This window comes from Escherichia sp. E14S1 (genome assembly GCF_004211995.1).
Taxonomy (GTDB): Bacteria; Pseudomonadota; Gammaproteobacteria; order Enterobacterales; family Enterobacteriaceae; genus Escherichia.
In genome coordinates this window covers 52,774-75,769 of the sequence record NZ_RHJQ01000022.1, presented here as the reverse complement: position 1 = coordinate 75,769, position 22,996 = coordinate 52,774, and the positions used below count along the sequence as shown (strand labels likewise).

At 51.4% G+C, this 22,996-nt stretch carries 22 protein-coding genes, 7 tRNA genes and 1 other RNA gene; 10 read left to right on the top strand and 20 right to left on the bottom strand.

Annotated features, from left to right (window positions below):
* Positions 1-38: 38 nt before the first annotated feature.
* On the bottom strand, positions 39-1,034 hold the full coding sequence (pgl, locus tag D9734_RS19925) for a 6-phosphogluconolactonase (RefSeq protein WP_130209934.1): 996 nt from the start codon (positions 1,032-1,034) through the stop codon (positions 39-41).
* Between the two features lie 154 nt (positions 1,035-1,188).
* On the opposite strand from pgl, the gene ybhA reads away from it, so the two are divergent.
* Positions 1,189-2,007, top strand: coding sequence for a bifunctional pyridoxal phosphate/fructose-1,6-bisphosphate phosphatase (gene ybhA, locus D9734_RS19920; RefSeq protein WP_000213425.1), 819 nt, complete (start codon positions 1,189-1,191; stop codon positions 2,005-2,007).
* Here ybhA and modC read toward each other — a convergent pair whose 3' ends face one another.
* The 4 genes from modC to acrZ form a co-directional block, all read right to left on the bottom strand.
* Positions 2,008-3,066, bottom strand: coding sequence for a molybdenum ABC transporter ATP-binding protein ModC (gene modC / locus D9734_RS19915; protein ID WP_130209932.1), 1,059 nt, complete (start codon positions 3,064-3,066; stop codon positions 2,008-2,010). It lies immediately after the preceding gene.
* 2 nt (positions 3,067-3,068) lie between these two features.
* Positions 3,069-3,758 (bottom strand): molybdate ABC transporter permease subunit, encoded by a 690-nt coding sequence (modB, locus tag D9734_RS19910; protein WP_074516995.1) that lies wholly within the window; start codon positions 3,756-3,758, stop codon positions 3,069-3,071.
* Positions 3,758-4,531 carry a molybdate ABC transporter substrate-binding protein gene (gene modA / locus D9734_RS19905; protein WP_130209930.1) on the bottom strand — a complete coding sequence of 258 codons (774 nt, stop codon included), beginning with the start codon at positions 4,529-4,531 and terminating at the stop codon, positions 3,758-3,760. Before modA ends, modB begins: the two co-directional genes overlap by 1 nt.
* Before the next feature lie 165 nt (positions 4,532-4,696).
* Positions 4,697-4,846 carry a multidrug efflux pump accessory protein AcrZ gene (gene acrZ, locus D9734_RS19900; protein ID WP_000891515.1) on the bottom strand — a complete coding sequence of 50 codons (150 nt, stop codon included), beginning with the start codon at positions 4,844-4,846 and terminating at the stop codon, positions 4,697-4,699.
* 128 nt (positions 4,847-4,974) lie between these two features.
* Between acrZ and modE the strand changes: the two genes are divergently transcribed.
* The 7 genes from modE (at position 4,975) to gpmA (ending at position 12,777) form a co-directional block, all read left to right on the top strand.
* On the top strand, positions 4,975-5,763 hold the full coding sequence (gene modE, locus D9734_RS19895; protein WP_130209928.1) for a molybdenum-dependent transcriptional regulator: 789 nt from the start codon (positions 4,975-4,977) through the stop codon (positions 5,761-5,763).
* Between the two features lie 67 nt (positions 5,764-5,830).
* Positions 5,831-7,303 carry a molybdate ABC transporter ATP-binding protein ModF gene (gene modF, locus D9734_RS19890; RefSeq protein WP_130209926.1) on the top strand — a complete coding sequence of 491 codons (1,473 nt, stop codon included), beginning with the start codon at positions 5,831-5,833 and terminating at the stop codon, positions 7,301-7,303.
* Between the two features lie 260 nt (positions 7,304-7,563).
* Positions 7,564-8,580 carry a UDP-glucose 4-epimerase GalE gene (gene galE, locus D9734_RS19885; RefSeq protein ID WP_130209924.1) on the top strand — a complete coding sequence of 339 codons (1,017 nt, stop codon included), beginning with the start codon at positions 7,564-7,566 and terminating at the stop codon, positions 8,578-8,580.
* Positions 8,581-8,589: 9 nt separating this feature from the next.
* Complete coding sequence (gene galT / locus D9734_RS19880; protein ID WP_000191508.1) at positions 8,590-9,636, top strand: galactose-1-phosphate uridylyltransferase; 1,047 nt, start codon at positions 8,590-8,592, stop codon at positions 9,634-9,636.
* A gap of 3 nt (positions 9,637-9,639) precedes the next feature.
* Positions 9,640-10,788 carry a galactokinase gene (gene galK / locus D9734_RS19875; protein WP_130209922.1) on the top strand — a complete coding sequence of 383 codons (1,149 nt, stop codon included), beginning with the start codon at positions 9,640-9,642 and terminating at the stop codon, positions 10,786-10,788.
* Positions 10,782-11,822 carry a galactose-1-epimerase gene (gene galM, locus D9734_RS19870; RefSeq protein WP_130209920.1) on the top strand — a complete coding sequence of 347 codons (1,041 nt, stop codon included), beginning with the start codon at positions 10,782-10,784 and terminating at the stop codon, positions 11,820-11,822. The genes galK and galM overlap by 7 nt, the downstream gene beginning before the upstream one ends.
* Positions 11,823-12,024: 202 nt before the next feature.
* Positions 12,025-12,777 (top strand): 2,3-diphosphoglycerate-dependent phosphoglycerate mutase, encoded by a 753-nt coding sequence (gpmA, locus tag D9734_RS19865; RefSeq protein ID WP_001295305.1) that lies wholly within the window; start codon positions 12,025-12,027, stop codon positions 12,775-12,777.
* A 147-nt stretch (positions 12,778-12,924) separates the two neighbouring features.
* On the opposite strand, the gene aroG is transcribed toward gpmA, so the two are convergent.
* The gene (gene aroG, locus D9734_RS19860) at positions 12,925-13,977 is read right to left on the bottom strand and encodes a 3-deoxy-7-phosphoheptulonate synthase AroG (protein WP_130209918.1); all 1,053 of its coding nucleotides are present in this window, start codon (positions 13,975-13,977) and stop codon (positions 12,925-12,927) included.
* Between the two features lie 315 nt (positions 13,978-14,292).
* Here aroG and D9734_RS19855 point away from each other — a divergent pair, with 315 nt between their 5' ends.
* Both D9734_RS19855 and zitB read left to right on the top strand, forming a co-directional pair.
* Positions 14,293-14,673, top strand: a complete 381-nt coding sequence (locus tag D9734_RS19855) for a YbgS-like family protein (protein ID WP_130209916.1) — start codon at positions 14,293-14,295, stop codon at positions 14,671-14,673.
* Positions 14,674-14,787: 114 nt separating this feature from the next.
* On the top strand, positions 14,788-15,729 hold the full coding sequence (gene zitB / locus D9734_RS19850) for a CDF family zinc transporter ZitB (RefSeq protein ID WP_130209914.1): 942 nt from the start codon (positions 14,788-14,790) through the stop codon (positions 15,727-15,729).
* Here zitB and pnuC read toward each other — a convergent pair.
* The 14 genes from pnuC to tolA form a co-directional block, all read right to left on the bottom strand.
* Positions 15,726-16,445: a nicotinamide riboside transporter PnuC gene (gene pnuC, locus D9734_RS19845; RefSeq protein ID WP_130209912.1), complete on the bottom strand. Its 720-nt coding sequence runs from the start codon at positions 16,443-16,445 to the stop codon at positions 15,726-15,728. The genes zitB and pnuC overlap by 4 nt on opposite strands.
* Positions 16,446-16,482: 37 nt before the next feature.
* Positions 16,483-17,526: a quinolinate synthase NadA gene (gene nadA / locus D9734_RS19840; RefSeq protein ID WP_130209910.1), complete on the bottom strand. Its 1,044-nt coding sequence runs from the start codon at positions 17,524-17,526 to the stop codon at positions 16,483-16,485.
* 278 nt (positions 17,527-17,804) lie between these two features.
* A non-coding RNA gene (locus tag D9734_RS19835) (RtT sRNA) lies at positions 17,805-17,930 on the bottom strand.
* Between the two features lie 30 nt (positions 17,931-17,960).
* Positions 17,961-18,036: transfer RNA gene (locus D9734_RS19830), tRNA-Lys, on the bottom strand.
* Between the two features lie 32 nt (positions 18,037-18,068).
* Positions 18,069-18,144, bottom strand: a tRNA-Lys gene (locus D9734_RS19825).
* A 48-nt stretch (positions 18,145-18,192) separates the two neighbouring features.
* Positions 18,193-18,268: transfer RNA gene (locus D9734_RS19820), tRNA-Lys, on the bottom strand.
* 3 nt (positions 18,269-18,271) lie between these two features.
* Positions 18,272-18,347 (bottom strand) — tRNA-Val (locus D9734_RS19815).
* A gap of 51 nt (positions 18,348-18,398) precedes the next feature.
* Positions 18,399-18,474, bottom strand: a tRNA-Lys gene (locus D9734_RS19810).
* Between the two features lie 2 nt (positions 18,475-18,476).
* Positions 18,477-18,552, bottom strand: a tRNA-Val gene (locus tag D9734_RS19805).
* Between the two features lie 126 nt (positions 18,553-18,678).
* Positions 18,679-18,754, bottom strand: a tRNA-Lys gene (locus tag D9734_RS19800).
* Between the two features lie 164 nt (positions 18,755-18,918).
* A complete protein-coding gene (gene cpoB / locus D9734_RS19795) occupies positions 18,919-19,707 on the bottom strand; it encodes a cell division protein CpoB (RefSeq protein WP_130209908.1) in 789 nt (262 codons plus the stop codon).
* Between the two features lie 9 nt (positions 19,708-19,716).
* Positions 19,717-20,238 carry a peptidoglycan-associated lipoprotein Pal gene (pal, locus tag D9734_RS19790; RefSeq protein ID WP_001295306.1) on the bottom strand — a complete coding sequence of 174 codons (522 nt, stop codon included), beginning with the start codon at positions 20,236-20,238 and terminating at the stop codon, positions 19,717-19,719.
* Positions 20,239-20,272: 34 nt separating this feature from the next.
* On the bottom strand, positions 20,273-21,565 hold the full coding sequence (gene tolB / locus D9734_RS19785) for a Tol-Pal system beta propeller repeat protein TolB (protein WP_010352214.1): 1,293 nt from the start codon (positions 21,563-21,565) through the stop codon (positions 20,273-20,275).
* Between the two features lie 132 nt (positions 21,566-21,697).
* Entirely contained in the window at positions 21,698-22,975 is a 1,278-nt protein-coding gene (tolA, locus tag D9734_RS19780) for a cell envelope integrity protein TolA (protein WP_130209906.1), read from the bottom strand.
* Positions 22,976-22,996 lie beyond the last annotated feature (21 nt).

Sequence of the window (22,996 nt, the reverse complement as noted above, 5' to 3'; positions counted from 1 at the left end):
TCCCGGCGCAGGAGATTCAGCGCCGGGTAAATCAGCGGTTAGTGTGCGTTCACCACAACCCACATTGGCCCCTGCCCTACCGCATAGCGGCCTTTTTCATGCAGCAGCCCCTGCTCGCCGACAATTTCGTATACCGAGATATGGTGCGATTTTTGCCCGGCGGCAATCAGATACTTGCCGCTGTGATCAACATTAAAGCCGCGCGGCTGAGTTTCCGTTGGCTGGAAGCCTTCTTTACTCAACACGCTGCCATCTTCCGAAACGCTGAAAACGGTAATCAGACTGGCGGTACGGTCGCAGGCGTATAAATGACGACCATCTGGGGTGATATGAATATCTGCCGCCCAACGGGTGTCGGAGAAGTTTTCCGGCATCATATCCAGCGTCTGGACACATTCGATATTGCCGTGCGGATCTTTCAGTTCCCAGACATCCACTGAGCTGTTTAACTCATTGACGCAATATGCATATTGTTCGTTTGGATGGAACACCATATGACGCGGACCGGCCCCTTCAACGGTAGTCACTTCTGCGGGGTCCTGCGCCACCAGATGACCGTCATCGCTGACCGTAAACAGGCAAATACGATCCTGCTTTAATGCCGGAACCCACAGGGTGCGGTTATCTGGTGAAATATTGGCGGAATGACAGCCGTCCAGTCCCTCAACCACATCGACAACGCCCACAGGCAGGCCATCTTCCAGTCGCGTTACGCTCACGTTACCCGCATTATAAGAGCCGACAAAGACAAACTGCCCATGGTGATCGGTGGAAATATGCGTCGGGCTACCCGGCAGCGCAGACTCTGCGGCAAATGTCAGTGCGCCATCATCTGGTGCAATTCGATACGCCAGAACGCGAAATTCGGGACGAACGCCAACGTAGAGGTAACGTTTATCCGGGCTGACCACCATCGGCTGCACCTGCCCCGGCACATCGACAACCTGTGTCAGCGTCAGCACGCCTTCATGATTCAGGTTCCAGACGTGAATTTGCTGGCTCTCAGGGCTGGCGATATAAACTGTTTGCTTCATGAATGCTCCTTTGCATTTAGCAACTGACTTTAACAGCTAAAATTAGTCGCTTTTGGCGGTGAATGCTGAATTAAAACGCAGAATTTTGTCCGATAGTGGTATCGGTGTACCATTCGCGCAGACGAAAATTCTTAACCTTAATCTGGAAAACGCCATGACCACACGCGTGATTGCTCTCGACTTAGACGGCACCTTATTGACCCCGAAAAAGACTCTGCTTCCCTCATCGATTGAAGCGCTTGCCCGCGCTCGCGAAGCAGGTTACCAATTGATTATCGTCACGGGTCGCCATCACGTCGCTATTCATCCTTTTTATCAGGCGCTGGCGCTGGATACACCTGCTATTTGCTGTAATGGCACCTATTTGTATGATTATCATGCAAAAACTGTGCTTGAAGCCGATCCAATGCCCGTTAACAAAGCCCTGCAACTCATCGAGATGCTGAATGAACACCACATTCACGGTCTGATGTATGTGGATGACGCAATGGTCTATGAGCATCCGACCGGACATGTCATTCGCACGTCTAACTGGGCGCAGACTTTGCCGCCGGAACAACGCCCGACTTTCACACAAGTCGCTTCTCTGGCTGAAACGGCGCAACAAGTTAACGCCGTGTGGAAGTTCGCTCTGACGCACGATGACCTGCCGCAGTTACAGCATTTTGGTAAGCATGTTGAACATGAGTTGGGTCTGGAGTGTGAATGGTCCTGGCACGATCAGGTTGATATTGCACGCGGCGGCAACAGTAAAGGCAAACGCCTGACGAAATGGGTTGAGGCGCAAGGCTGGTCGATGGAAAACGTAGTCGCATTCGGCGATAACTTCAATGATATCAGTATGCTGGAGGCTGCCGGAACGGGTGTAGCGATGGGCAATGCCGATGACGCGGTAAAAGCACGCGCCAATATCGTGATTGGTGACAATACCACCGACAGCATCGCCCAGTTTATTTATAGCCACCTGATTTAATCAGGCGGTTATCGACACACTTTTAATTTGCGCGTATAGCCACAGGCCAGGTTTGATCGCCAGTTCATCCCTGGCCCACGGGCTTATTCGCGCCCACAGCGTTTTACCGCCGACTTCCAGTTCCACTTCCACCTGGCCGTTATCGTCATAGCTATTGACGACTTTTGCGCGCAGCACATTGCGGATGCTGGTTTGTTGCGGCGGTTGTAAAACCAGAGAAACATCGGAAGCCTGGATGCGGATGCGTAGCGCGGCTTGCAGCGGTTCATCCAGCTTATTAACCCATAAATGCTGATCGCCCAGCGCCAGCGCGGTCATTGCGTAACGCGGATGATGTTCCAGTACCGTTACTTTCAGAATGCTGCTTTGTTGCTCTTTCGGCAGCCACGGATTCATCACGCTACTGCCCCACACTTCTTCCAGCGCCCCGAAAGCTTTCACCTGGCCGTTTTCCAGTACCATCACTTTGTCCGCCAGATGGAGGATTTCATCCAGCGAATGACTGACATACAGCATCGGAATGTTGATTTCCCGCGTCAGCCGTTGCAGATAAGGCAATAGCTCGCGTTTGCGCGGAAGATCCAGCGATGCCAGTGGTTCATCCAGCAATAATAATTCCGGAGCCGTCAGCAATGCCCGACCAATTGCCACACGCTGTTTTTCGCCTCCGGACAGGCTGCCCGGTAAACGGTCAAGCAACGGTTCAATGCCTAAAAGCGCCACCAGCTTATCGAACTGATCGACCATACTTTTCGACATGCCGTAGCGCAGATTGCCACGCACTTTGTAATGCGGGAACAGCCGTGCATCCTGAAACACATAGCCAACGCGACGCTTTTCCGGCGTCAGGCAGATACCTTTTTCGGCATCATTTAGTACCCGACCATTGAGGACAATCCGCCCTTTTTGCGGGCGCGTCAGTCCACTAATGGCGTTAATCAGCGAAGTTTTTCCGGCACCGGAGACGCCAAAGATAGCAGTGATGCCATTGGCGGGCAGCGTTTCATTAATGGTCAGGCAATGGTTGCCCAAGGTCTGGGAAAAATTCAGTTCCAGCATGATTATCGCCCCGCCCGTTCACGGCTGATTCTGGCCAGCCATTCTGAAATCAACAGGGAGATCATCGCCAGCGCAATAGAAATAATGCAGAGTCTCGCCGCGCCGCTTTCACCGCCTGGGGTCTGGATCAGGGTATACATGGCAGAAGGAATGGTTCGCGTTTCACCTGGAATGTTAGAAACAAAGGTGATGGTTGCACCAAATTCACCGAGCGAACGAGCAAATGCCAGTACTGTACCGACGATAATTCCCGGCAACGTCAGCGGTAACGTGATAGTAAAGAAAACACGCCAGCGCCCAGCCCCCAGCGTTCTTGCGGCCTGTTCCAGTTTGACATCAACCCCTTCCAGCGCCAGACGAATCGCCCGCACCATCAACGGAAAAGACATGACTGCGGCAGCGAGAACCGCGCCGCGCCAGCTAAACGCGAAGGTAATGTCAAACCAGTCATACAGGCGTTCGCCGATAAATCCGCGCCGTCCCATAGAAACTAACAGCAAGTAACCGACAACCACGGGCGGTAACACCAGCGGTAGATGCAGTACGCTGTCGAGCAGAGCTTTGCCCGGAAACGTGCAACGCACCAGTAACCAGGCAAAAAAGATCCCAAACGGCAGGCTAAACAGCACAGCCAGGGAAGAAACTTTCAGGCTTAATAAAACCGCCTGCCATTCTGGATCGGTCAGTATCATTACTTAGTTGTAAATCCGTAACGTTTAAAGATTTCCGCAGCCTGCGGTCCCTTCAGATAATCGTAAAATGCTTTCACTGTCGCGTTGTTATGCCCTTCCACGACGGCAACCGGATATTCCACTTTTTTATGCGAATCTTCCGGGAAAGTGGCGACCACTTTTACCCCTTTGCTGGCAACTGCGTCAGAACCGTAGACAATACCCAGCGGCGCTTCATTACGTTCGACCAGCGCCAGCGCCCCACGAACATCTTCTGCAGGAGCCAGTTTCGGGGAGAGCGTATCCCATGCGCCCAGTTTTTGCAGAGCTTCTTTCGCATAAATGCCAGCCGGAACATGTTCCGGATCGCCAACCGCCAGGCGGCCGCCATTCAGCAGAGAGGTCCAGTTAGTTTTGCTGTCGATGGTGAACTCTTTCTGCTCGCTGGTTTTCGGTGCTACAACGACCAGGCTATTGCCGAGCAAGGTTTGACGCGTGGCGGTATCAATTCCTTTTTTATCAATTGCATAATCCATCCATTTCTGATCGGCAGAAATAAACAGATCCGCAGGCGCACCTGCTTCAATCTGACGAGCCAGAGTAGAAGAGGAGGCGAAAGAAGAAACGACGTCTACGCCTTTCTCTTTTTTATACTGCGTAGCGATATCCTGCATCGCGTTGGTCAGTGATGCTGCGGCAAAAACCGTGATTTTCCCTTCATCCGCCAACGCATTGCCAGCAACAGTGAAAGAGAGCGCCGCCCCGGCAAACAGGTTTAACCATTTACGAGCCATTTGTAACCCCTTTATTTAACGTTATGTAGGCGTCAATATAACGGCAAGTTCAGAATTTTCCCAGCAGTTATTGTTAACCTTTGAGAGGTAGATAGAAAAAATATCGGCAGGAAAAGCAGGAAGTTGAGAAAAAGAAAATGCCCGACTCAGCGGGCATTCATGGAATCAATGATTTTGTCCGGGCTGGTCTTTTTTACCAACACCAGAAAAGATGTTGAATACTTCACCAAGACCGTAAATCAGACCCAGGATGATGGCCATCACGACAGGTACCATGATTACGGCGAATACCAGACTTTTTAATAACTCTAACATGGTCAACTCCAGATGTAGTCCTGTGACTATTCTAACCGTTAAGCACAGAAAAGCACTCCCCTTTTGTGCGGTCAGCTTTGCGTGGCGCTCATTTTCCGTCACAATAAGACTTTTGCCAGGACATTGTTATGCAGGCCGAAATCCTTCTCACTCTTAAGCTGCAACAAAAGCTCTTTGCCGACCCACGCCGCATTTCGCTACTAAAACACATCGCGCTTTCCGGTTCCATCAGCCAGGGGGCGAAAGATGCCGGTATCAGCTATAAAAGCGCCTGGGATGCCATTAACGAAATGAATCAGTTAAGTGAGCATACGCTGGTTGAACGAGCTACGGGCGGAAAAGGCGGTGGCGGTGCTGTGCTGACCCGCTATGGTCAACGACTGATTCAGCTTTACGATCTTCTCGCCCAGATCCAGCAAAAAGCCTTTGATGTGTTAAGTGACGATGACGCCCTGCCGCTGAACAGTCTGCTGGCCGCGATCTCACGTTTTTCACTGCAAACCAGCGCCCGTAACCAGTGGTTCGGTACCATCACCGCCCGCGATCATGATGACGTTCAACAGCATGTTGATGTCTTACTGGCCGACGGCAAAACACGCTTAAAAGTCGCGATTACCGCGCAAAGTGGCGCGCGTCTGGGGCTGGATGAAGGCAAAGAAGTGTTGATTCTGCTGAAAGCGCCGTGGGTGAACATTACCCAAGATGACACCGTAGCCCAGAGTGCCGACAACCAATTGCCGGGCATTATTCGCCATATAGAGCGCGGCGCAGAACAGTGCGAAGTATTAATGGCGCTACCCGACGGGCAAACCTTGTGCGCCACGGTGCCGGTAAATGAAGCGACTTCTCTTCAGCAAGGACAGAATGTCACGGCCTACTTTAATGCCGACAGCGTGATTATCGCCACGCTGTGCTAAGCGTGTTGACAATTTGTTATGAAACACGTATCCCTGTCAGTAATCGCTGCACAAAATGGGATATAAAATGTCATCGTTGCAAATTTTGCAAGGCACGTTTCGTCTTAGCGACACAAAAACGCTGCAATTGCCTCAGCTAACGTTAAACGCGGGCGATAGTTGGGCGTTTGTCGGTTCTAATGGCAGCGGGAAGTCGGCGCTGGCCCGCGCGCTGGCCGGTGAACTTCCGCTTTTGAAAGGTGAACGGCAAAGCCAGTTTTCCCACATCACTCGTCTCTCCTTCGAGCAATTGCAAAAGCTCGTCAGTGACGAATGGCAGCGGAATAACACCGATATGCTCGGCCCTGGCGAAGATGACACCGGACGCACCACGGCTGAGATCATTCAGGATGAAGTTAAGGATGCACCGCGTTGTGCGCAACTGGCGCAGCAGTTCGGCATTACCGCCCTGCTCGACCGACGTTTTAAATATCTTTCCACTGGCGAGACGCGTAAAACCCTGCTCTGTCAGGCGCTGATGTCGAAGCCTGACTTATTGATTCTTGATGAACCGTTCGATGGTCTTGACGTTGCCTCACGTCAGCAGCTGGCAGAATTACTCGCCTCGTTACATCAGTCCGGTATTACTCTGGTACTGGTGCTCAATCGCTTCGATGAGATCCCGGAATTTGTCCAGTTTGCTGGTGTGCTGGCGGATTGCACGTTAGCGGAAACTGGCGCTAAAGAGGAACTGCTCCAGCAAGCACTCGTCGCGCAACTGGCGCATAGCGAACAGCTTGAAGGTGTGCAACTGCCGGAGCCGGATGAACCTTCAGCACGTCACGCCTTACCCGCCAACGAACCGCGCATTGTGCTGAACAACGGCGTGGTTTCTTATAACGATCGCCCCATTCTTAATAACCTTAGCTGGCAGGTGAATCCTGGCGAACACTGGCAAATTATCGGGCCAAATGGCGCGGGAAAATCGACATTATTAAGCCTGATTACTGGCGATCATCCGCAAGGTTACAGCAACGATTTGACGCTTTTCGGCCGACGTCGCGGCAGCGGCGAAACCATCTGGGATATTAAAAAGCATATCGGTTACGTCAGCAGTAGTTTGCATCTGGATTACCGGGTCAGCACTACCGTGCGTAATGTGATCCTTTCTGGCTATTTTGATTCGATTGGCATTTATCAGGCCGTTTCGGATCGCCAGCAAAAGCTGGTGCAGCAGTGGCTGGATATTCTCGGCATTGATAAACGCACGGCTGACGCCCCTTTCCATAGTCTTTCCTGGGGGCAACAACGCCTGGCGCTGATCGTCCGCGCACTGGTGAAACATCCGACTTTGCTTATTCTCGATGAACCACTACAGGGGCTGGATCCGCTCAATCGCCAGCTTATCCGCCGTTTTGTTGACGTGCTAATTAGCGAAGGTGAAACGCAATTATTGTTTGTTTCGCACCATGCGGAAGATGCGCCTGCCTGTATTACCCATCGTCTGGAGTTCGTGCCAGACGGTGACCTCTATCGTTATGCGCTGACAAAAATAAATTGAGTCGGTAATGCTGACTGTGCCGGATGCGGCGTAAACGCTTTATCCGGCCCACGGTTCGACGCATCAGGCATAAAACCGCATCTTTTTTTCAGATAAAAAGCGCAATCATTCATAAACCCTCTGTTTTATAATCACTTAATCGCGCATAAAAAACGGCTAAATTCTTGTGTAAACGATTCCACTAATTTATTCCATGTCACACTTTTCGCATCTTTGTTATGCTATGGTTATTTCATACCATAAGCCTAATGGAGCGAATTATGAGAGTTTTGGTTACCGGTGGTAGCGGTTACATTGGAAGTCATACCTGTGTGCAATTACTGCAAAACGGTCATGATGTCATCATTCTTGATAACCTCTGTAACAGTAAGCGCAGCGTACTGCCTGTTATCGAGCGTTTAGGCGGCAAACATCCAACGTTTGTTGAAGGCGATATCCGTAACGAAGCGTTGATGACCGAGATCCTGCACGATCACGCTATCGACACCGTGATCCACTTCGCCGGGCTGAAAGCCGTTGGCGAATCGGTACAAAAACCGCTGGAATATTACGACAACAACGTCAACGGCACTCTGCGCCTGATTAGCGCCATGCGCGCCGCTAACGTCAAAAACTTTATCTTCAGCTCCTCCGCCACCGTCTATGGCGATCAGCCCAAAATTCCATACGTTGAAAGCTTCCCGACCGGCACACCGCAAAGCCCTTACGGCAAAAGCAAACTGATGGTGGAACAGATCCTCACCGACCTGCAAAAAGCCCAGCCGGACTGGAGCATTGCCCTGCTGCGCTACTTCAACCCGGTTGGCGCGCATCCGTCGGGCGATATGGGCGAAGATCCGCAAGGCATTCCGAATAACCTGATGCCGTACATTGCCCAGGTTGCTGTAGGCCGTCGCGACTCGCTGGCTATTTTTGGTAACGATTATCCGACCGAAGACGGTACTGGCGTACGCGATTACATCCACGTAATGGATCTGGCGGACGGTCACGTCGTGGCGATGGAAAAACTGGCGAACAAGCCTGGCGTACACATCTACAACCTCGGCGCAGGCGTAGGCAGCAGCGTGCTGGACGTGGTTAATGTCTTCAGCAAAGCCTGCGGCAAACCGGTTAACTATCATTTTGCACCGCGTCGCGAGGGCGACCTTCCAGCCTACTGGGCGGACGCCAGCAAAGCCGACCGTGAACTGAACTGGCGCGTAACGCGCACACTCGATGAAATGGCGCAGGACACCTGGCACTGGCAGTCACGCCATCCACAGGGATATCCCGATTAAGGAACGACCATGACGCAATTTAATCCCGTTGATCATCCACATCGCCGCTACAACCCGCTCACCGGGCAATGGATTCTGGTTTCACCGCACCGCGCTAAGCGCCCCTGGCAGGGGGCGCAGGAAACGCCAGCCAAACAGGTGTTACCTGCGCACGATCCAGATTGCTTTCTCTGCGCAGGTAATGTGCGGGTGACAGGCGATAAAAACCCCGATTACACCGGGACTTACGTTTTTACCAATGACTTTGCGGCCTTGATGTCTGACACGCCAGACGCGCCAGAAAGCAACGATCCGTTGATGCGTTGCCAGAGCGCGCGCGGTACCAGCCGGGTGATCTGCTTTTCACCTGATCACAGTAAAACACTGCCAGAACTCAGCGTTGCGGCATTGACGGAAATCGTCAAAACCTGGCAGGAGCAAACCGCAGAGCTGGGAAAAACCTATCCGTGGGTGCAGGTATTTGAAAACAAAGGTGCAGCGATGGGGTGCTCTAACCCGCATCCGCACGGACAGATTTGGGCAAATAGCTTCCTGCCTAACGAAGCTGAGCGCGAAGACCGCCTGCAAAAAGAATATTTTGCCGAGCAGAAATCGCCAATGCTGGTGGATTATGTCCAGCGCGAGCTGGCAGACGGTAGCCGTACCGTTGTCGAAACCGAACACTGGTTAGCCGTAGTGCCTTACTGGGCTGCCTGGCCGTTCGAAACGCTACTGCTGCCCAAAGCCCATGTTTTGCGGATCACCGATTTGACCGACGCCCAGCGCAGCGATCTTGCGCTGGCGTTGAAAAAGCTGACCAGTCGTTATGACAACCTCTTCCAGTGCTCCTTCCCCTACTCTATGGGCTGGCACGGTGCGCCGTTTAATGGCGAAGAGAATCAACACTGGCAGCTGCACGCGCACTTTTATCCGCCTCTGCTGCGCTCCGCCACCGTACGTAAATTTATGGTCGGTTATGAAATGCTGGCAGAAACCCAGCGTGATCTGACGGCAGAACAGGCAGCAGAGCGTTTGCGCGCAGTCAGCGATATCCATTTTCGCGAATCCGGAGTGTAAGAAATGAGTCTGAAAGAAAAAACACAATCTCTGTTTGCCAACGCATTTGGCTACCCTGCCACTCACACCATTCAGGCGCCTGGCCGCGTGAATTTGATTGGTGAACACACCGACTACAACGACGGTTTCGTTCTGCCCTGCGCGATTGATTATCAAACCGTCATTAGCTGTGCGCCACGCGATGACCGTAAAGTTCGCGTAATGGCAGCCGATTATGAAAATCAGACTGACGAGTTTTCCCTCGATGCGCCCATTGTCGCGCATGAAAACTATCAATGGGCGAACTACGTTCGTGGCGTGGTGAAACATCTGCAACTGCGTAACAACAACTTCGGCGGCGTGGACATGGTGATCAGCGGCAACGTGCCGCAGGGTGCCGGGTTAAGTTCTTCCGCCTCACTGGAAGTCGCGGTCGGAACCGTATTGCAGCAGCTTTATCATCTGCCGCTGGACGGCGCACAAATCGCGCTTAACGGTCAGGAAGCAGAAAACCAGTTTGTTGGCTGTAACTGCGGGATCATGGATCAACTCATTTCCGCACTCGGCAAAAAAGATCATGCCTTGCTGATCGACTGCCGCTCGCTGGGGACCAAAGCGGTTTCCATGCCGAAAGGCGTAGCTGTGGTCATCATCAACAGTAACTTCAAACGTACCCTGGTTGGCAGCGAATACAACACCCGTCGTGAACAGTGCGAAACCGGTGCGCGTTTCTTCCAGCAGCCAGCCCTGCGCGATGTCACCATTGAAGAGTTCAGCGCTGTTGCGCATGAACTGGACCCGATCGTCGCGAAACGCGTGCGTCATATCCTGACCGAAAACGCGCGTACCGTTGAAGCTGCCAGCGCGCTGGAGAAAGGCGACCTGAAACGTATGGGCGAGTTGATGGCAGAGTCTCATGCCTCTATGCGCGATGATTTCGAAATCACCGTGCCGCAAATTGACACTCTGGTCGAAATCGTAAAAGCTGTGATTGGCGACAAAGGTGGCGTACGCATGACCGGCGGCGGATTTGGCGGCTGTATCGTCGCGCTTATTCCGGAAGAGCTGGTGCCTGCCGTACAGCAAGCTGTCGCTGAACAATATGAAGCAAAAACAGGTATTAAAGAGACTTTTTACGTGTGTAAACCATCACAAGGAGCAGGACAGTGCTGAACGAAACTCCCGCACTGGCACCCGATGGTCAGCCGTACCGACTGTTAACTTTGCGTAACAACGCAGGGATGGTAGTCACGCTGATGGACTGGGGTGCGACTTTACTTTCCGCCCGTATTCCGCTTTCCGATGGCAGCGTCCGCGAGGCTCTGCTTGGCTGCGCCAGCCCGGAATGCTACCAGGATCAGGCCGCATTTCTTGGGGCCTCTATTGGTCGTTATGCCAACCGTATCGCCAATAGTCGTTATACCTTTGACGGTGAAACCGTGACGCTGTTGCCAAGTCATGGCGTCAACCAACTGCACGGCGGCCCGGAAGGGTTCGACAAACGCCGCTGGCAGATTGTGAACCAGAACGATCGTCAGGTGCTGTTTGCCCTGAGTTCAGATGATGGCGACCAGGGCTTTCCGGGTAATCTCGGCGCAACGGTGCAATATCGTCTGACCGACGATAACCGCATCTCTATTACTTATCGCGCCACAGTTGATAAACCTTGCCCGGTGAATATGACTAATCACGTCTATTTCAATCTTGACGGCGAGCAGTCTGACGTGCGCAATCACAAGTTGCAGATTCTGGCGGACGAATACCTGCCGGTTGATGAAGGCGGCATTCCGCACGACGGCCTGAAATCTGTCGCCGGAACGTCTTTTGATTTCCGCAGCGCCAAAATCATCGCCAGTGAGTTTCTTGCCGACGACGATCAGCGCAAAGTGAAAGGTTACGATCACGCGTTCTTGTTACAGGCCAAAGGCGATGGCAAAAAAGTGGCGGCGCATGTCTGGTCAGCAGATGAAAAATTGCAGCTGAAGGTCTACACCACCGCTCCGGCTCTGCAATTCTACTCCGGCAACTTCCTCGGCGGCACGCCATCAAGAGGAACTGAACCTTACGCCGACTGGCAGGGGCTGGCACTGGAAAGCGAGTTTCTGCCGGACAGCCCGAACCACCCTGAATGGCCGCAGCCGGACTGCTTCTTGCGGCCTGGCGAAGAGTATTCCAGCCTGACGGAATATCAGTTTATTGCTGAGTAATGTTAAGCCCTCGTCATGAGGGCTTTATCCTCGTATTGTTCAAATCACCAGCAAATACCGACATATTTGCAACTCAATATTCACAACAACCTTACACTGCGACACTATTTTCGCTATGGTTATGCGTAAGCATTGCTGTTGCTTCGTCACGGCAATATAATGAGAATTATTATCATTAAAAGATGATTTGAGGAGTAAGTATATGGCTGTAACTAAGCTGGTTCTGGTTCGTCATGGCGAAAGTCAGTGGAACAAAGAAAACCGTTTCACCGGTTGGTACGACGTGGATCTGTCTGAGAAAGGCGTAAGCGAAGCAAAAGCAGCAGGTAAGCTGCTGAAAGAGGAAGGTTACAGCTTTGACTTTGCTTACACCTCTGTGCTGAAACGCGCTATCCATACCCTGTGGAACGTGCTGGACGAACTGGATCAGGCATGGCTGCCCGTTGAGAAATCCTGGAAACTGAACGAACGTCACTACGGTGCGTTGCAGGGTCTGAACAAAGCGGAAACTGCTGAAAAGTATGGCGACGAGCAGGTGAAACAGTGGCGTCGTGGTTTTGCGGTGACTCCGCCGGAACTGACTAAAGATGATGAGCGTTATCCGGGCCACGATCCGCGTTACGCGAAACTGAGCGAGAAAGAGCTGCCGCTGACTGAAAGCCTGGCGCTGACCATTGACCGCGTGATCCCTTACTGGAATGAAACCATTCTGCCGCGTATGAAGAGCGGTGAGCGCGTAATCATCGCCGCTCATGGTAACTCGTTGCGTGCGCTGGTGAAATATCTTGATAACATGAGCGAAGAAGAGATTCTTGAGCTAAATATCCCGACTGGCGTGCCGCTGGTGTATGAGTTTGACGAGAACTTCAAACCGCTGAAACGCTATTATCTGGGTAATGCTGACGAGATCGCGGCGAAAGCAGCTGCTGTCGCTAACCAGGGTAAAGCGAAGTAAACGTCATTTGTTTAATAATGAGAAAGCCGACTGCAAGCGAGTCGGCTTTTTTGTTTGTCGTTGCTAACAATGGAGCACATTGCCTGATGTGACGCTGCGCGTCTTATCAGGCCTACAAACATACAGTCATGGCGATTTGACTATAAATTATCCACGACGCGCTTTTACTGCATTTGCCAGTTGACGTAACAGAGCATCGGTATCGTCCCAGCCAATGCAGGCATCAGTGATACTCTTGCCATAAGCCAGCGGCTCCCCGCTCTCCAGACTCTGATTGCCTTCCACCAGATGACTTTCCACCATCACACCAATAATGGCCTTTTCGCCACCGGCAATCTGCTGGCAAACGTCAGCACAAACATCCATCTGCTTTTTGAATTGTTTGGACGAGTTAGCATGGCTGAAATCGATCATCACTTGAGCAGGCAGGCCTGCTTTGTTCAGCCCTTCTTTCACTTCAGCAACGTGTTTTGCACTGTAATTAGGCTCTTTACCGCCGCGCAGAATGATATGGCAATCGCCGTTACCGCTGGTATTCACAATCGCCGAATGACCCCATTTGGTCACTGAAAGGAAGCAGTGCGGCGCACCGGCGGCATTAATGGCATCGATAGCCACTTTAATCGTACCGTCTGTGCCATTTTTGAAACCTACCGGGCAAGAAAGACCAGACGCCAGTTCGCGATGCACCTGCGATTCGGTTGTTCGCGCCCCAATTGCGCCCCAGCTCATCAGGTCAGCGAGATACTGAGGGGTGATCATGTCGAGAAATTCGCCCGCCGCTGGCAGACCGCTGTCGTTAATATCGAGCAGCAATTTACGGGCAATTCGCAAACCGTCGTTGATCTGGAAGCTGTTGTCCATATGCGGATCGTTAATCAGCCCTTTCCAGCCCACCGTGGTGCGTGGCTTTTCAAAATAAACGCGCATTACGATTTCCAGGTCGTCTTTTAGCTCTTCACGCAGCGCCAGCAAGCGAGTGGCATACTCTTTAGCCGCGACAGGATCATGAATTGAGCACGGACCAATCACCACTAACAGGCGATCATCATTACCTTTCAGGATCTTATGGATCGCTTTTCGGGCATGGGCAACCGTATTCGCGGCATTTTCAGTAGCGGGGAATTTTTCCAACAGTGCGACAGGAGGAAGTAACTCTTTGATTTCTTTGATGCGTAAATCGTCGTTCTGATAATTCATGTCTGTTCCAGTGTTGCCATACTTATCTTGGTGAATGCAATCCTTCCAATCTATATCTTCCGTCAGAATGTGTAAACGGGGTTTTACACTATGGACGGAATAATCCTGGAATCGGCAAGAAATACGCCAGATTGTCGCGAAAAACGAGATCTCTCCTACAATTTCTAACTGTAACTTCTCTATTTATTAATTTTTTCAAGATTCTCAGCTGGATCTCTTCTTCTGGCTGAAATCTTCAACCATTGCCTGATATTCACCTGCAAATGCACTGTTGGAAGAGGTTATCCGACATAACGCCCATAACAGGAGCATCCTATGAAAATGACAAAACTGGCCACACTATTTTTGACTGCCACTCTAAGCCTTGCCAGCGGCGCTGCTCTGGCTGCCGATAGCGGAGCGCAAACCAATAACGGCCAGGCAAACGCCGCGGCAGATGCGGGCCAGGTTGCCCCGGACGCTCGTGAAAATGTCGCACCAAATAACGTCGACAATAACGGGGTTAATACCAACTCGGGCGGGACTATGCTGCACCCGAATGGTTCATCCATGAATAATGGCGGCATGACCAAAGATGAAGAGCACAAAAACACCATGTGCAAAGATGGTCGCTGCCCGGACATCAATAAAAAGGTACAAACCGGTGATGGCATCAACAATGATGTCGATACCAAAACCGACGGTACTACGCAGTAAGCCAGGATATATGGCTGATAATGGGAGAGCGGAGGCTCTCCTTTTTAATTTTTCCCTTCTAAAAGAAGTATGATGTCATAAAGTTAAGTGAGATAAATTAAGGGATGACTCGTCATGGCGCACTCACACTCACACACTTCCCCACACCTACCAGAAGATAATAATGCTCGTCGCTTGTTGTATGCTTTCGGCGTAACTGCCGGATTTATGCTGGTAGAAGTCATTGGCGGTTTTCTTTCCGGTTCTCTGGCATTGCTGGCTGATGCCGGACATATGTTGACCGATACTGCCGCCCTGCTTTTCGCCCTACTCGCAGTGCAATTTTCACGTCGTCCTCCCACCATTCGCCACACTTTCGGTTGGCTAAGATTGACCACGCTCGCGGCGTTTGTGAATGCCATCGCCCTGGTGGTGATTACGATTTTGATTGTCTGGGGGGCAATAGAACGTTTCCGCACGCCGCGTCCGGTTGAAGGCGGTATGATGATGGCGATTGCCGTGGCGGGATTGCTGGCAAATATACTTTCTTTCTGGTTACTTCATCACGGTAGTGAAGAGAAAAACCTCAACGTGCGAGCAGCGGCACTGCATGTGCTCGGGGACCTGCTGGGTTCCGTTGGCGCTATCGTCGCCGCGTTGATAATTATCTGGACCGGCTGGACACCTGCGGACCCCATTCTCTCGATACTCGTGTCGCTTCTGGTTCTGCGCAGCGCGTGGCGATTATTGAAAGACAGCGTGAATGAATTACTTGAAGGTGCACCGGTATCGCTGGATATTGCTGAAATGAAACGCCGCATGTGCCGGGAAATCCCGGAAGTCCGCAATGTGCACCATGTACATGTGTGGATGGTGGGCGAAAAGCCAGTGATGACGCTGCATGTGCAGGTGATCCCGCCACACGATCACGACGCGTTGTTGGATCAGATCCAACACTATCTGATGGATCACTATCAGATTGAGCACGCCACCATCCAGATGGAATATCAACCTTGTCATGGGCCAGACTGCCACCTGAATGAAGGGGTGTCTGGCCATTCACATCATCACCATTAATGGGAAAGCGCGCGTGAACCTCTTTCGCGTGCGCTGTTGATCCACATCCGGCTGCCGTTGAGGGCAATAAAGGTCAGGATCAGATACTCCAGCGACATGGCATAGACGCCCTGCAAGGCGAAAATCACCACGCTAATCACGTTAATGATGACCCACAATAACCAGTTTTCGACGTATTTACGCGTCATCAGGATCATTGCCACGATGGAGAGTACCATCATGCAGGAGTCCCAGAATGGGAAGGCGTCCGGTTGCAGTTCTGGCATCACTACCTGCAAACCCAATGCTTGCATAATCGTGACTGCCACGCGGGTCAAAAATGCAAACACCGGATTGATAAATACCGTCATCAGACCAATCGAAACAACGCAAACCGCCAACCAGCTTAGCGCCTTCGGCAATGGCAACCAGCGAATTTTTAACTCAGCTTCATGTTGACTGGTTTGTCGCGACCAGGCATACCAGCCATAAATGTTAGCGGCAAAGAAAAACACCTGTAACAGCAGGCTGGCATACAGCTGAATCTGAAAGAAAATAATGCCAAACAGGGTAACGTTGATCAGGCCAAAAAAGTAGTTGCTGATCTTCTCCAGACTGGCAAGGCCAATACACAGTAACCCAGCGATCGTCCCCACCGCTTCGATCCATGAGAGATCGTAACCGCCAGCACCGATCGGTATATGAACCAGAATGTTCTGTGTGCTAAAAAAATCCATCTTTCCCCCAATGCGTAGCGTGACGCCTTATTGTCAGTTATCCACGTAGTGTAGCCGCAAAATCCAGCATGCGGTTGAGCGGCACCAGCGCCCTCTCTCGCAGATTTTCGTCAACATGAACCTCGTGATTGCTTCCTCCCTGTTCCAGCGCCTCTGCGATGGCCTGAAGGCCATTCATTGCCATCCACGGACAATGAGCGCAACTTCGACAGGTAGCGCCCTCGCCTGCGGTTGGCGCTTCCAGCAATTCTTTATCTGGCACGGCCTGCTGCATTTTGTAGAAAATACCCCGGTCAGTCGCCACAATCAGTTGCTGATGCGGCAATGTTTTTGCAGCGTTAATCAACTGACTTGTGGAACCAACAGCATCGGCCATATCGACAATAGCTTGTGGTGACTCCGGATGCACCAGTATGGCAGCATCAGGGTACTGTTTTTGTAAGCGGGTTAACGCCTGAGTCTTAAACTCGTCATGAACGATACAGGCACCTTGCCAGCATAAGATGTCTGCGCCTGTCTGTTTTTGCACGTAACGCCCCAGATGTTTGTCTGGTGCCCAGATAATTTTTTCACCCAAGCTATCCAGATGATCAATGAGTTCGACGGCAATGCTTGAAGTTACCACCCAATCTGCACGCGCTTTTACCGCAGCAGAAGTGTTGGCGTAGACAACGACAGTACGATCGGGATGGGCATCGCAAAATGCGTTGAATTCTTCAATCGGACATCCGAGATCCAGTGAACATTCAGCCTGAAGTGTTGGCATCAGAATTGTTTTTTCCGGGCTGAGAATTTTGGCGGTTTCCCCCATAAATCTCACCCCAGCAACTAACAGCGTAGAAGCGGGATGCTTTGTACCGAAGCGGGCCATTTCCAGAGAATCAGAGATACAGCCACCGGTTTCTTCAGCCAGCTGTTGAATTTCGGGATCGGTATAGTAGTGGGCGACCATCACCGCATTACGTTCTTTCAGCAGACGTTTTATTTTCTCGCGATAATACGCTTTTTCATCAATGCTTAACGGCGTTGGCTTCGGTGGAAAAGGATATATCGCCGTTTCAGGATCAAACATCACACTCATTTGGCCATCTCGTTTTACAGGCTTAACGTTTATGCCGACATGAAGCGTTCAACCCGCTGCAATCGGCCTCAATTGTTTTATATGCTAAACAAAATAGCCGAATGGTGAGGAAAAGTCACACGTATTACGCCTGATGTGCAGGATGCGTCATTTTACGCCTAATTCCACCGACGTAGAGTTGCTTGCACAGCAAGCTCTGACTATGTCATCAGGTTTACAAACTGAAATTGAGGGATGCCTGAATAGCAAAAAAGCGCCTTTAGGGCGCTTTTTTACATTGGTGGGTCGTGCAGGATGACTCGCTTCGCTCGCCCTTCGGGCCGTCGCCGCAAGCGGCTCCGTTGTTTCGCTGCGCTCAACTCGAACCTGCTGCAGGTTCGAATCTTTGAGTATCGCAGATAGCAAAAAAGCGCCTTTAGGGCGCTTTTTTACATTGGTGGGTCGTGCAGGATTCGAACCTGCGACCAATTGATTAAAAGTCAACTGCTCTACCAACTGAGCTAACGACCCCTTGCGGGATTATGCTGCTTAATCATTCAGGATGGTGGGTCGTGCAGGATTCGAACCTGCGACCAATTGATTAAAAGTCAACTGCTCTACCAACTGAGCTAACGACCCATATGGGTGTTACCTGAAAGATTTTTACTCGAATCCAATCTTTAAGATTGGTGGGTCGTGCAGGATTCGAACCTGCGACCAATTGATTAAAAGTCAACTGCTCTACCAACTGAGCTAACGACCCGAGTGGTGGGTGATGACGGGATCGAACCGCCGACCCCCTCCTTGTAAGGGAGGTGCTCTCCCAGCTGAGCTAATCACCCGATACTACGCTGGATACTACAAACTACTTCCACCAAACCCACCGCAATTAGTGGTGGGTCGTGCAGGATTCGAACCTGCGACCAATTGATTAAAAGTCAACTGCTCTACCAACTGAGCTAACGACCCGGTGGTGGGTGATGACGGGATCGAACCGCCGACCCCCTCCTTGTAAGGGAGGTGCTCTCCCAGCTGAGCTAATCACCCGATACTACGCTGGATACTACTTAAAATGGTGGGTCGTGCAGGATGACTCGACTTCGTCTCGCCCTTCGGGCCGTTGCTGACGCAACGTTATCCTTCACGTTTTACTACCGCTTCCACCTTAGCGATTGGTGGGTCGTGCAGGATTCGAACCTGCGACCAATTGATTAAAAGTCAACTGCTCTACCAACTGAGCTAACGACCCACTTTTTCGTTGCTTTCGGTTTGTTTGATATCCCGTGGCAACGGCGGCATATATTACTGATTTCAGACTTGAGCGCAACAAAAATTTCGATGTAGATCACTCAACTGCTTATGAATCGCACGACACGACCAGAAATAATGCGACTTCTGGTCGTGTGTTATGCATTACATGGCGTTCAGACGTTTTTGCGCCTGTTTAGCACCATCAGTACCAGGGTATTTACTGATAACCTGCTGGTACACGGCTTTTGCTTTCGCGGTGTCACCTTTGTCCTGCATGATGACGCCAACTTTAAACATCGCATCTGCAGCCTTCGGTGACTTCGGATAGTTTTTCACTACCGAAGCAAAATAGTACGCCGCATCATCTTTCTTACCCTTGTTGTAGTTTAACTGACCCAGCCAATAATTGGCGTTGGGCAGGTAAGTTGAATCAGGATAATTTTTGATGAAATTCTGAAATGCCACCATCGCGTCATCCTGGCGGGATTTATCCTGTACCAGCGCAATAGCTGCATTGTAATCAGTGTTTGCATCGCCGCTTTTCACCGGCGCACCAGCATTCGCAGTACCTGCATCAGCTGTTGGCGTCGTTGCCGCCGCCCCGCTTTGATCGCCGCCGGCTGATTGTGCCGCTGCACCACCGCTGCTAAGGCTATCGATCTGCAACAAGATCTGCTTCTGCCGCTCCACGACCTGATTCAGTTGATACTGATTTTCCTGAATTTGACCACGCAGGGAATCAATATCGGACTGATTATCAGAGAGTTGCTGCTGGAGTTGGGTCAAAAGCTGGCTGTGAGCATTAGAAATACGCTCAAGTTGAGTGACGCGGTCTTCGACCGAGCCTGAGCCGACACTACTGATTGGTGCCTGAGCAAAAGCGGCCCAGGGGGCCGCTATACCAACCAGTAACGACAGACTCAATAGTTGATGTCTGAAGTTACTGCTCATGCAATTCTCTTAGTAAACCAGTACCGCACGACGGTTTTTGGAGTATGCCGCTTCGTCATGACCCAGTACTGCAGGTTTTTCTTTACCGTAAGAAACGATGGAGATCTGGTCTGCAGAAACGCCTTTACCCTGCAGGTACATCTTAACGGCGTTCGCACGACGTTCACCCAGGGAGATGTTGTATTCCGGAGTACCACGTTCGTCCGCGTGACCTTCTACGGTGACTTTGTAAGACGGGTTGCTACGCAGGAAGTTTGCGTGCGCATCCAGCATTTGAGCGAAGTCAGAACGGATATCGTATTTGTCCAGATCGAAGTAAACGATGTTGTTCTGCTGCAGCTGTTGCATTTGCAGACGAGCCTGCTCTTCGGAAGACATGTTGCCATTTCCGCCGTTCGCATCCATGCCAGTGCCGGCACCCAGCATGCCTTCGCTGCCGTCATTGCTGGCGTTCTTGTTGGAAGAACATGCCGCAATTGCCATAACAGGCAGAGCAATCATCAGCCCTTTCAGCACTTTGTTCAGTTGCATTTCAATGATTCCTTTACTATTCAATTAATTATTATCACAGATACGGCGACCAGGCAGGAAATTTGACCTGTCCATCAGTTGCCGGAAGACGCGCTTTGAAACGCCCATCTGTAGAAACCAAATTCAGCACGGATCCCATCCCCTGAGAAGAGCTGTAGATTACCATAGTGCCGTTAGGTGCCAGACTTGGCGTTTCATCCAGGAACGTTGAGGACAGAACTTGTACGCCTCCCGTTACCAGATCTTGTTTGGCAATGTGCTGCTGCCCACCATTGGAGCTAACCATTACCATAAATTTACCGTCGCTGCTGACATCCGCATCCTGGTTCTGCGAACCTTCCCAGGTAATACGTTGCGGCGCACCGCCGTTGATATTCACTTTATAAACCTGCGGACGACCGGCCTGGTCAGAGGTGAAGGCCAGGTTTTGACTGTCCGGGAACCAGGTCGGTTCGGTGTTGTTGCTGCGACCATCTGTTACCTGACGGATTTGACCAGAGGCTAAATCCATTACGTACAGATTCAGGCTACCAGTTTTCGACAGAGCAAAAGCCAGTTTGCTGCCGTCCGGCGAGAATGCAGGCGCACCGTTGTGACGCGGGAAGGAAGCAACCTGACGCACTGCACCGTTAGCCAGCGTCTGGATTACCAGCGCAGAACGACCGCTTTCGAAGGTAACATATGCCAGTTTAGAACCGTCCGGTGACCACGCCGGAGACATCAGCGGCTGCGGAGAACGGTGAACCACAAACTGGTTGTAGCCATCATAGTCAGACACGCGCAACTCATACGGGAACTGGCCACCATTGGTCTGAACAACATAGGCAATACGGGTACGGAACGCACCTTTAATGCCGGTCAGTTTTTCAAACACTTCATCACTGGCGGTATGGCCAGCGTAACGCAGCCATTGTTTGTTTACTTTGTATGAGTTCTGAGCAAGCACAGTACCCGGTGCACCGCCGGTATCAACCAGCTGATAAGCAACATTGTAAGAACCGTCCGGATTCGGAGTGACTTGACCTACAACGACAGCGTCAATGCCCAGCGCAGACCATGCAGCAGGTTGAACTTCCTGCGCGCTACCTGGCTGTTGAGGCAGACGAGCGCGATCTAACGGATTAAATTTACCGCTGTTACGCAAGTCAGCAGCAACGATGCCGCCAATATCTTCAGGTGCCGCACCTGGACCCGCCCACTGGAATGGAACGACACCAATAGGACGACCGGAATCTACACCACTGTCGATCACAATGCGAACTTCAGCATGCAGAACTGACGCCCACAGTATGAGAAAACCAAATGCTACTCGTAATGCCTGCTTCATCATATCTCCCTTATCTGGACAGATAGCCCACGATAATTTAGCAGAATGTTAACAAACTCAAATACACAAAACTACCAGAACCCTGCGACAACCGATGTCTGATGTTGACCGCCGTGACGACCAACATCGCGATTACGGTTTGAAGTCCAATGGTGCGTTCTTGAACACTTCATATACTGCCTGGCTTGGTGGTTTCGGGATCTTCGCAAGTTTAGCTGCTGCCAACGCAGCCTGACAAAGAGCGGGATCGCCACCTTCAGGTTTGATATCCAGTAACATGCCATCCGGTGCCAGTTTTATGCGCAGCGTACAGGTTTTACCTGTATAGGACGATGCATCATAGAACTTACTTTCGATAGCAGATTTAATCTGCCCGGCATAGTTATTGATATCTGCGCCTGATGCGCCATTGTTTTTAGTATTACCACTCCCGGCAGGCGAAGCATTGTTCCCTTTCGCCCCTCCCCCCGTTTTCGGTGCATTCTTACCAGAGCTTAGCTCACCGAAAATATCATCTGCCTCCGCGGCAGCTTTTGCTGCAGCCGCTTTTTCAGCTGCTGCTTTTGCCGCTGCGGCTTTTTTGTCTGCGGCGGCTTTTTCTGCCGCTGCTTTCTTATCAGCTGCTGCCTTTTCAGCAGCCGCTTTTTCTGCTGCTTTTTTGTCGGCTGCAGCTTTTTCAGCGGCGGCTTTCTTATCTGCAGCCGCCTTTTCAGCAGCCGCTTTCTGCTCAGCTTCGGCCTTCGCTTTTTCAGCAGCTTCAGTTGCCGCTTTCTTTCTTGCTTCAGCTGCAGCAGCTTCTGCCGCTTCCGCTTTTTTCTTCAGCGCCGCTGCAGCTTTGGCGGCTTCGGCCTCGGCTTTTTTCTGCGCTTCGGCTGCGGCTTTGGCTGCTTCTGCTTCTGCTTTTTTCTTCGCGTCCGCAGCCGCTTTCTTCGCTGCTTCTTCGGCAGCTTTGGCTTCCGCTTCAGCCTTCGCTTTAGCATCTGCCGCCGCTTTCGCTGCTGCCTCTTCCGCTTGCTTCTGCTTTAACTCGGCCTGTTTAGCGGCTTCTTCAGCCTGTTTCTTCTGTTCCTGAGCAGCTAACCGTTCTTTCTCAAGCTGCTTCAGGCGTTCCTGTTCAGCCGCTTGTTTCTCACGCAGTTCTTCAGCAGCCTGCTGTTCCTTCATCTTGCGCTGCTCTTCAGAACGCTTCGCGCTTGATTCCTGGCTTTGCATACGTTTGTACTGCTCAACTACCGCACCTGAATCAACCATTACAGCATCGATGGACGAACCACCGCCGCCTCCGGCTGAAGCTTCTATATTCTCATCGAACGAACTCCAGATCAGCGCTGCAAATAAGATGACATGCAGCACTGCTGAAATAATTATCGCCCGTTTGAGCTTGTCGTTTTGTTCGGTTGCCTTTGACACTCTCGGTTCCCAAAAACTGTT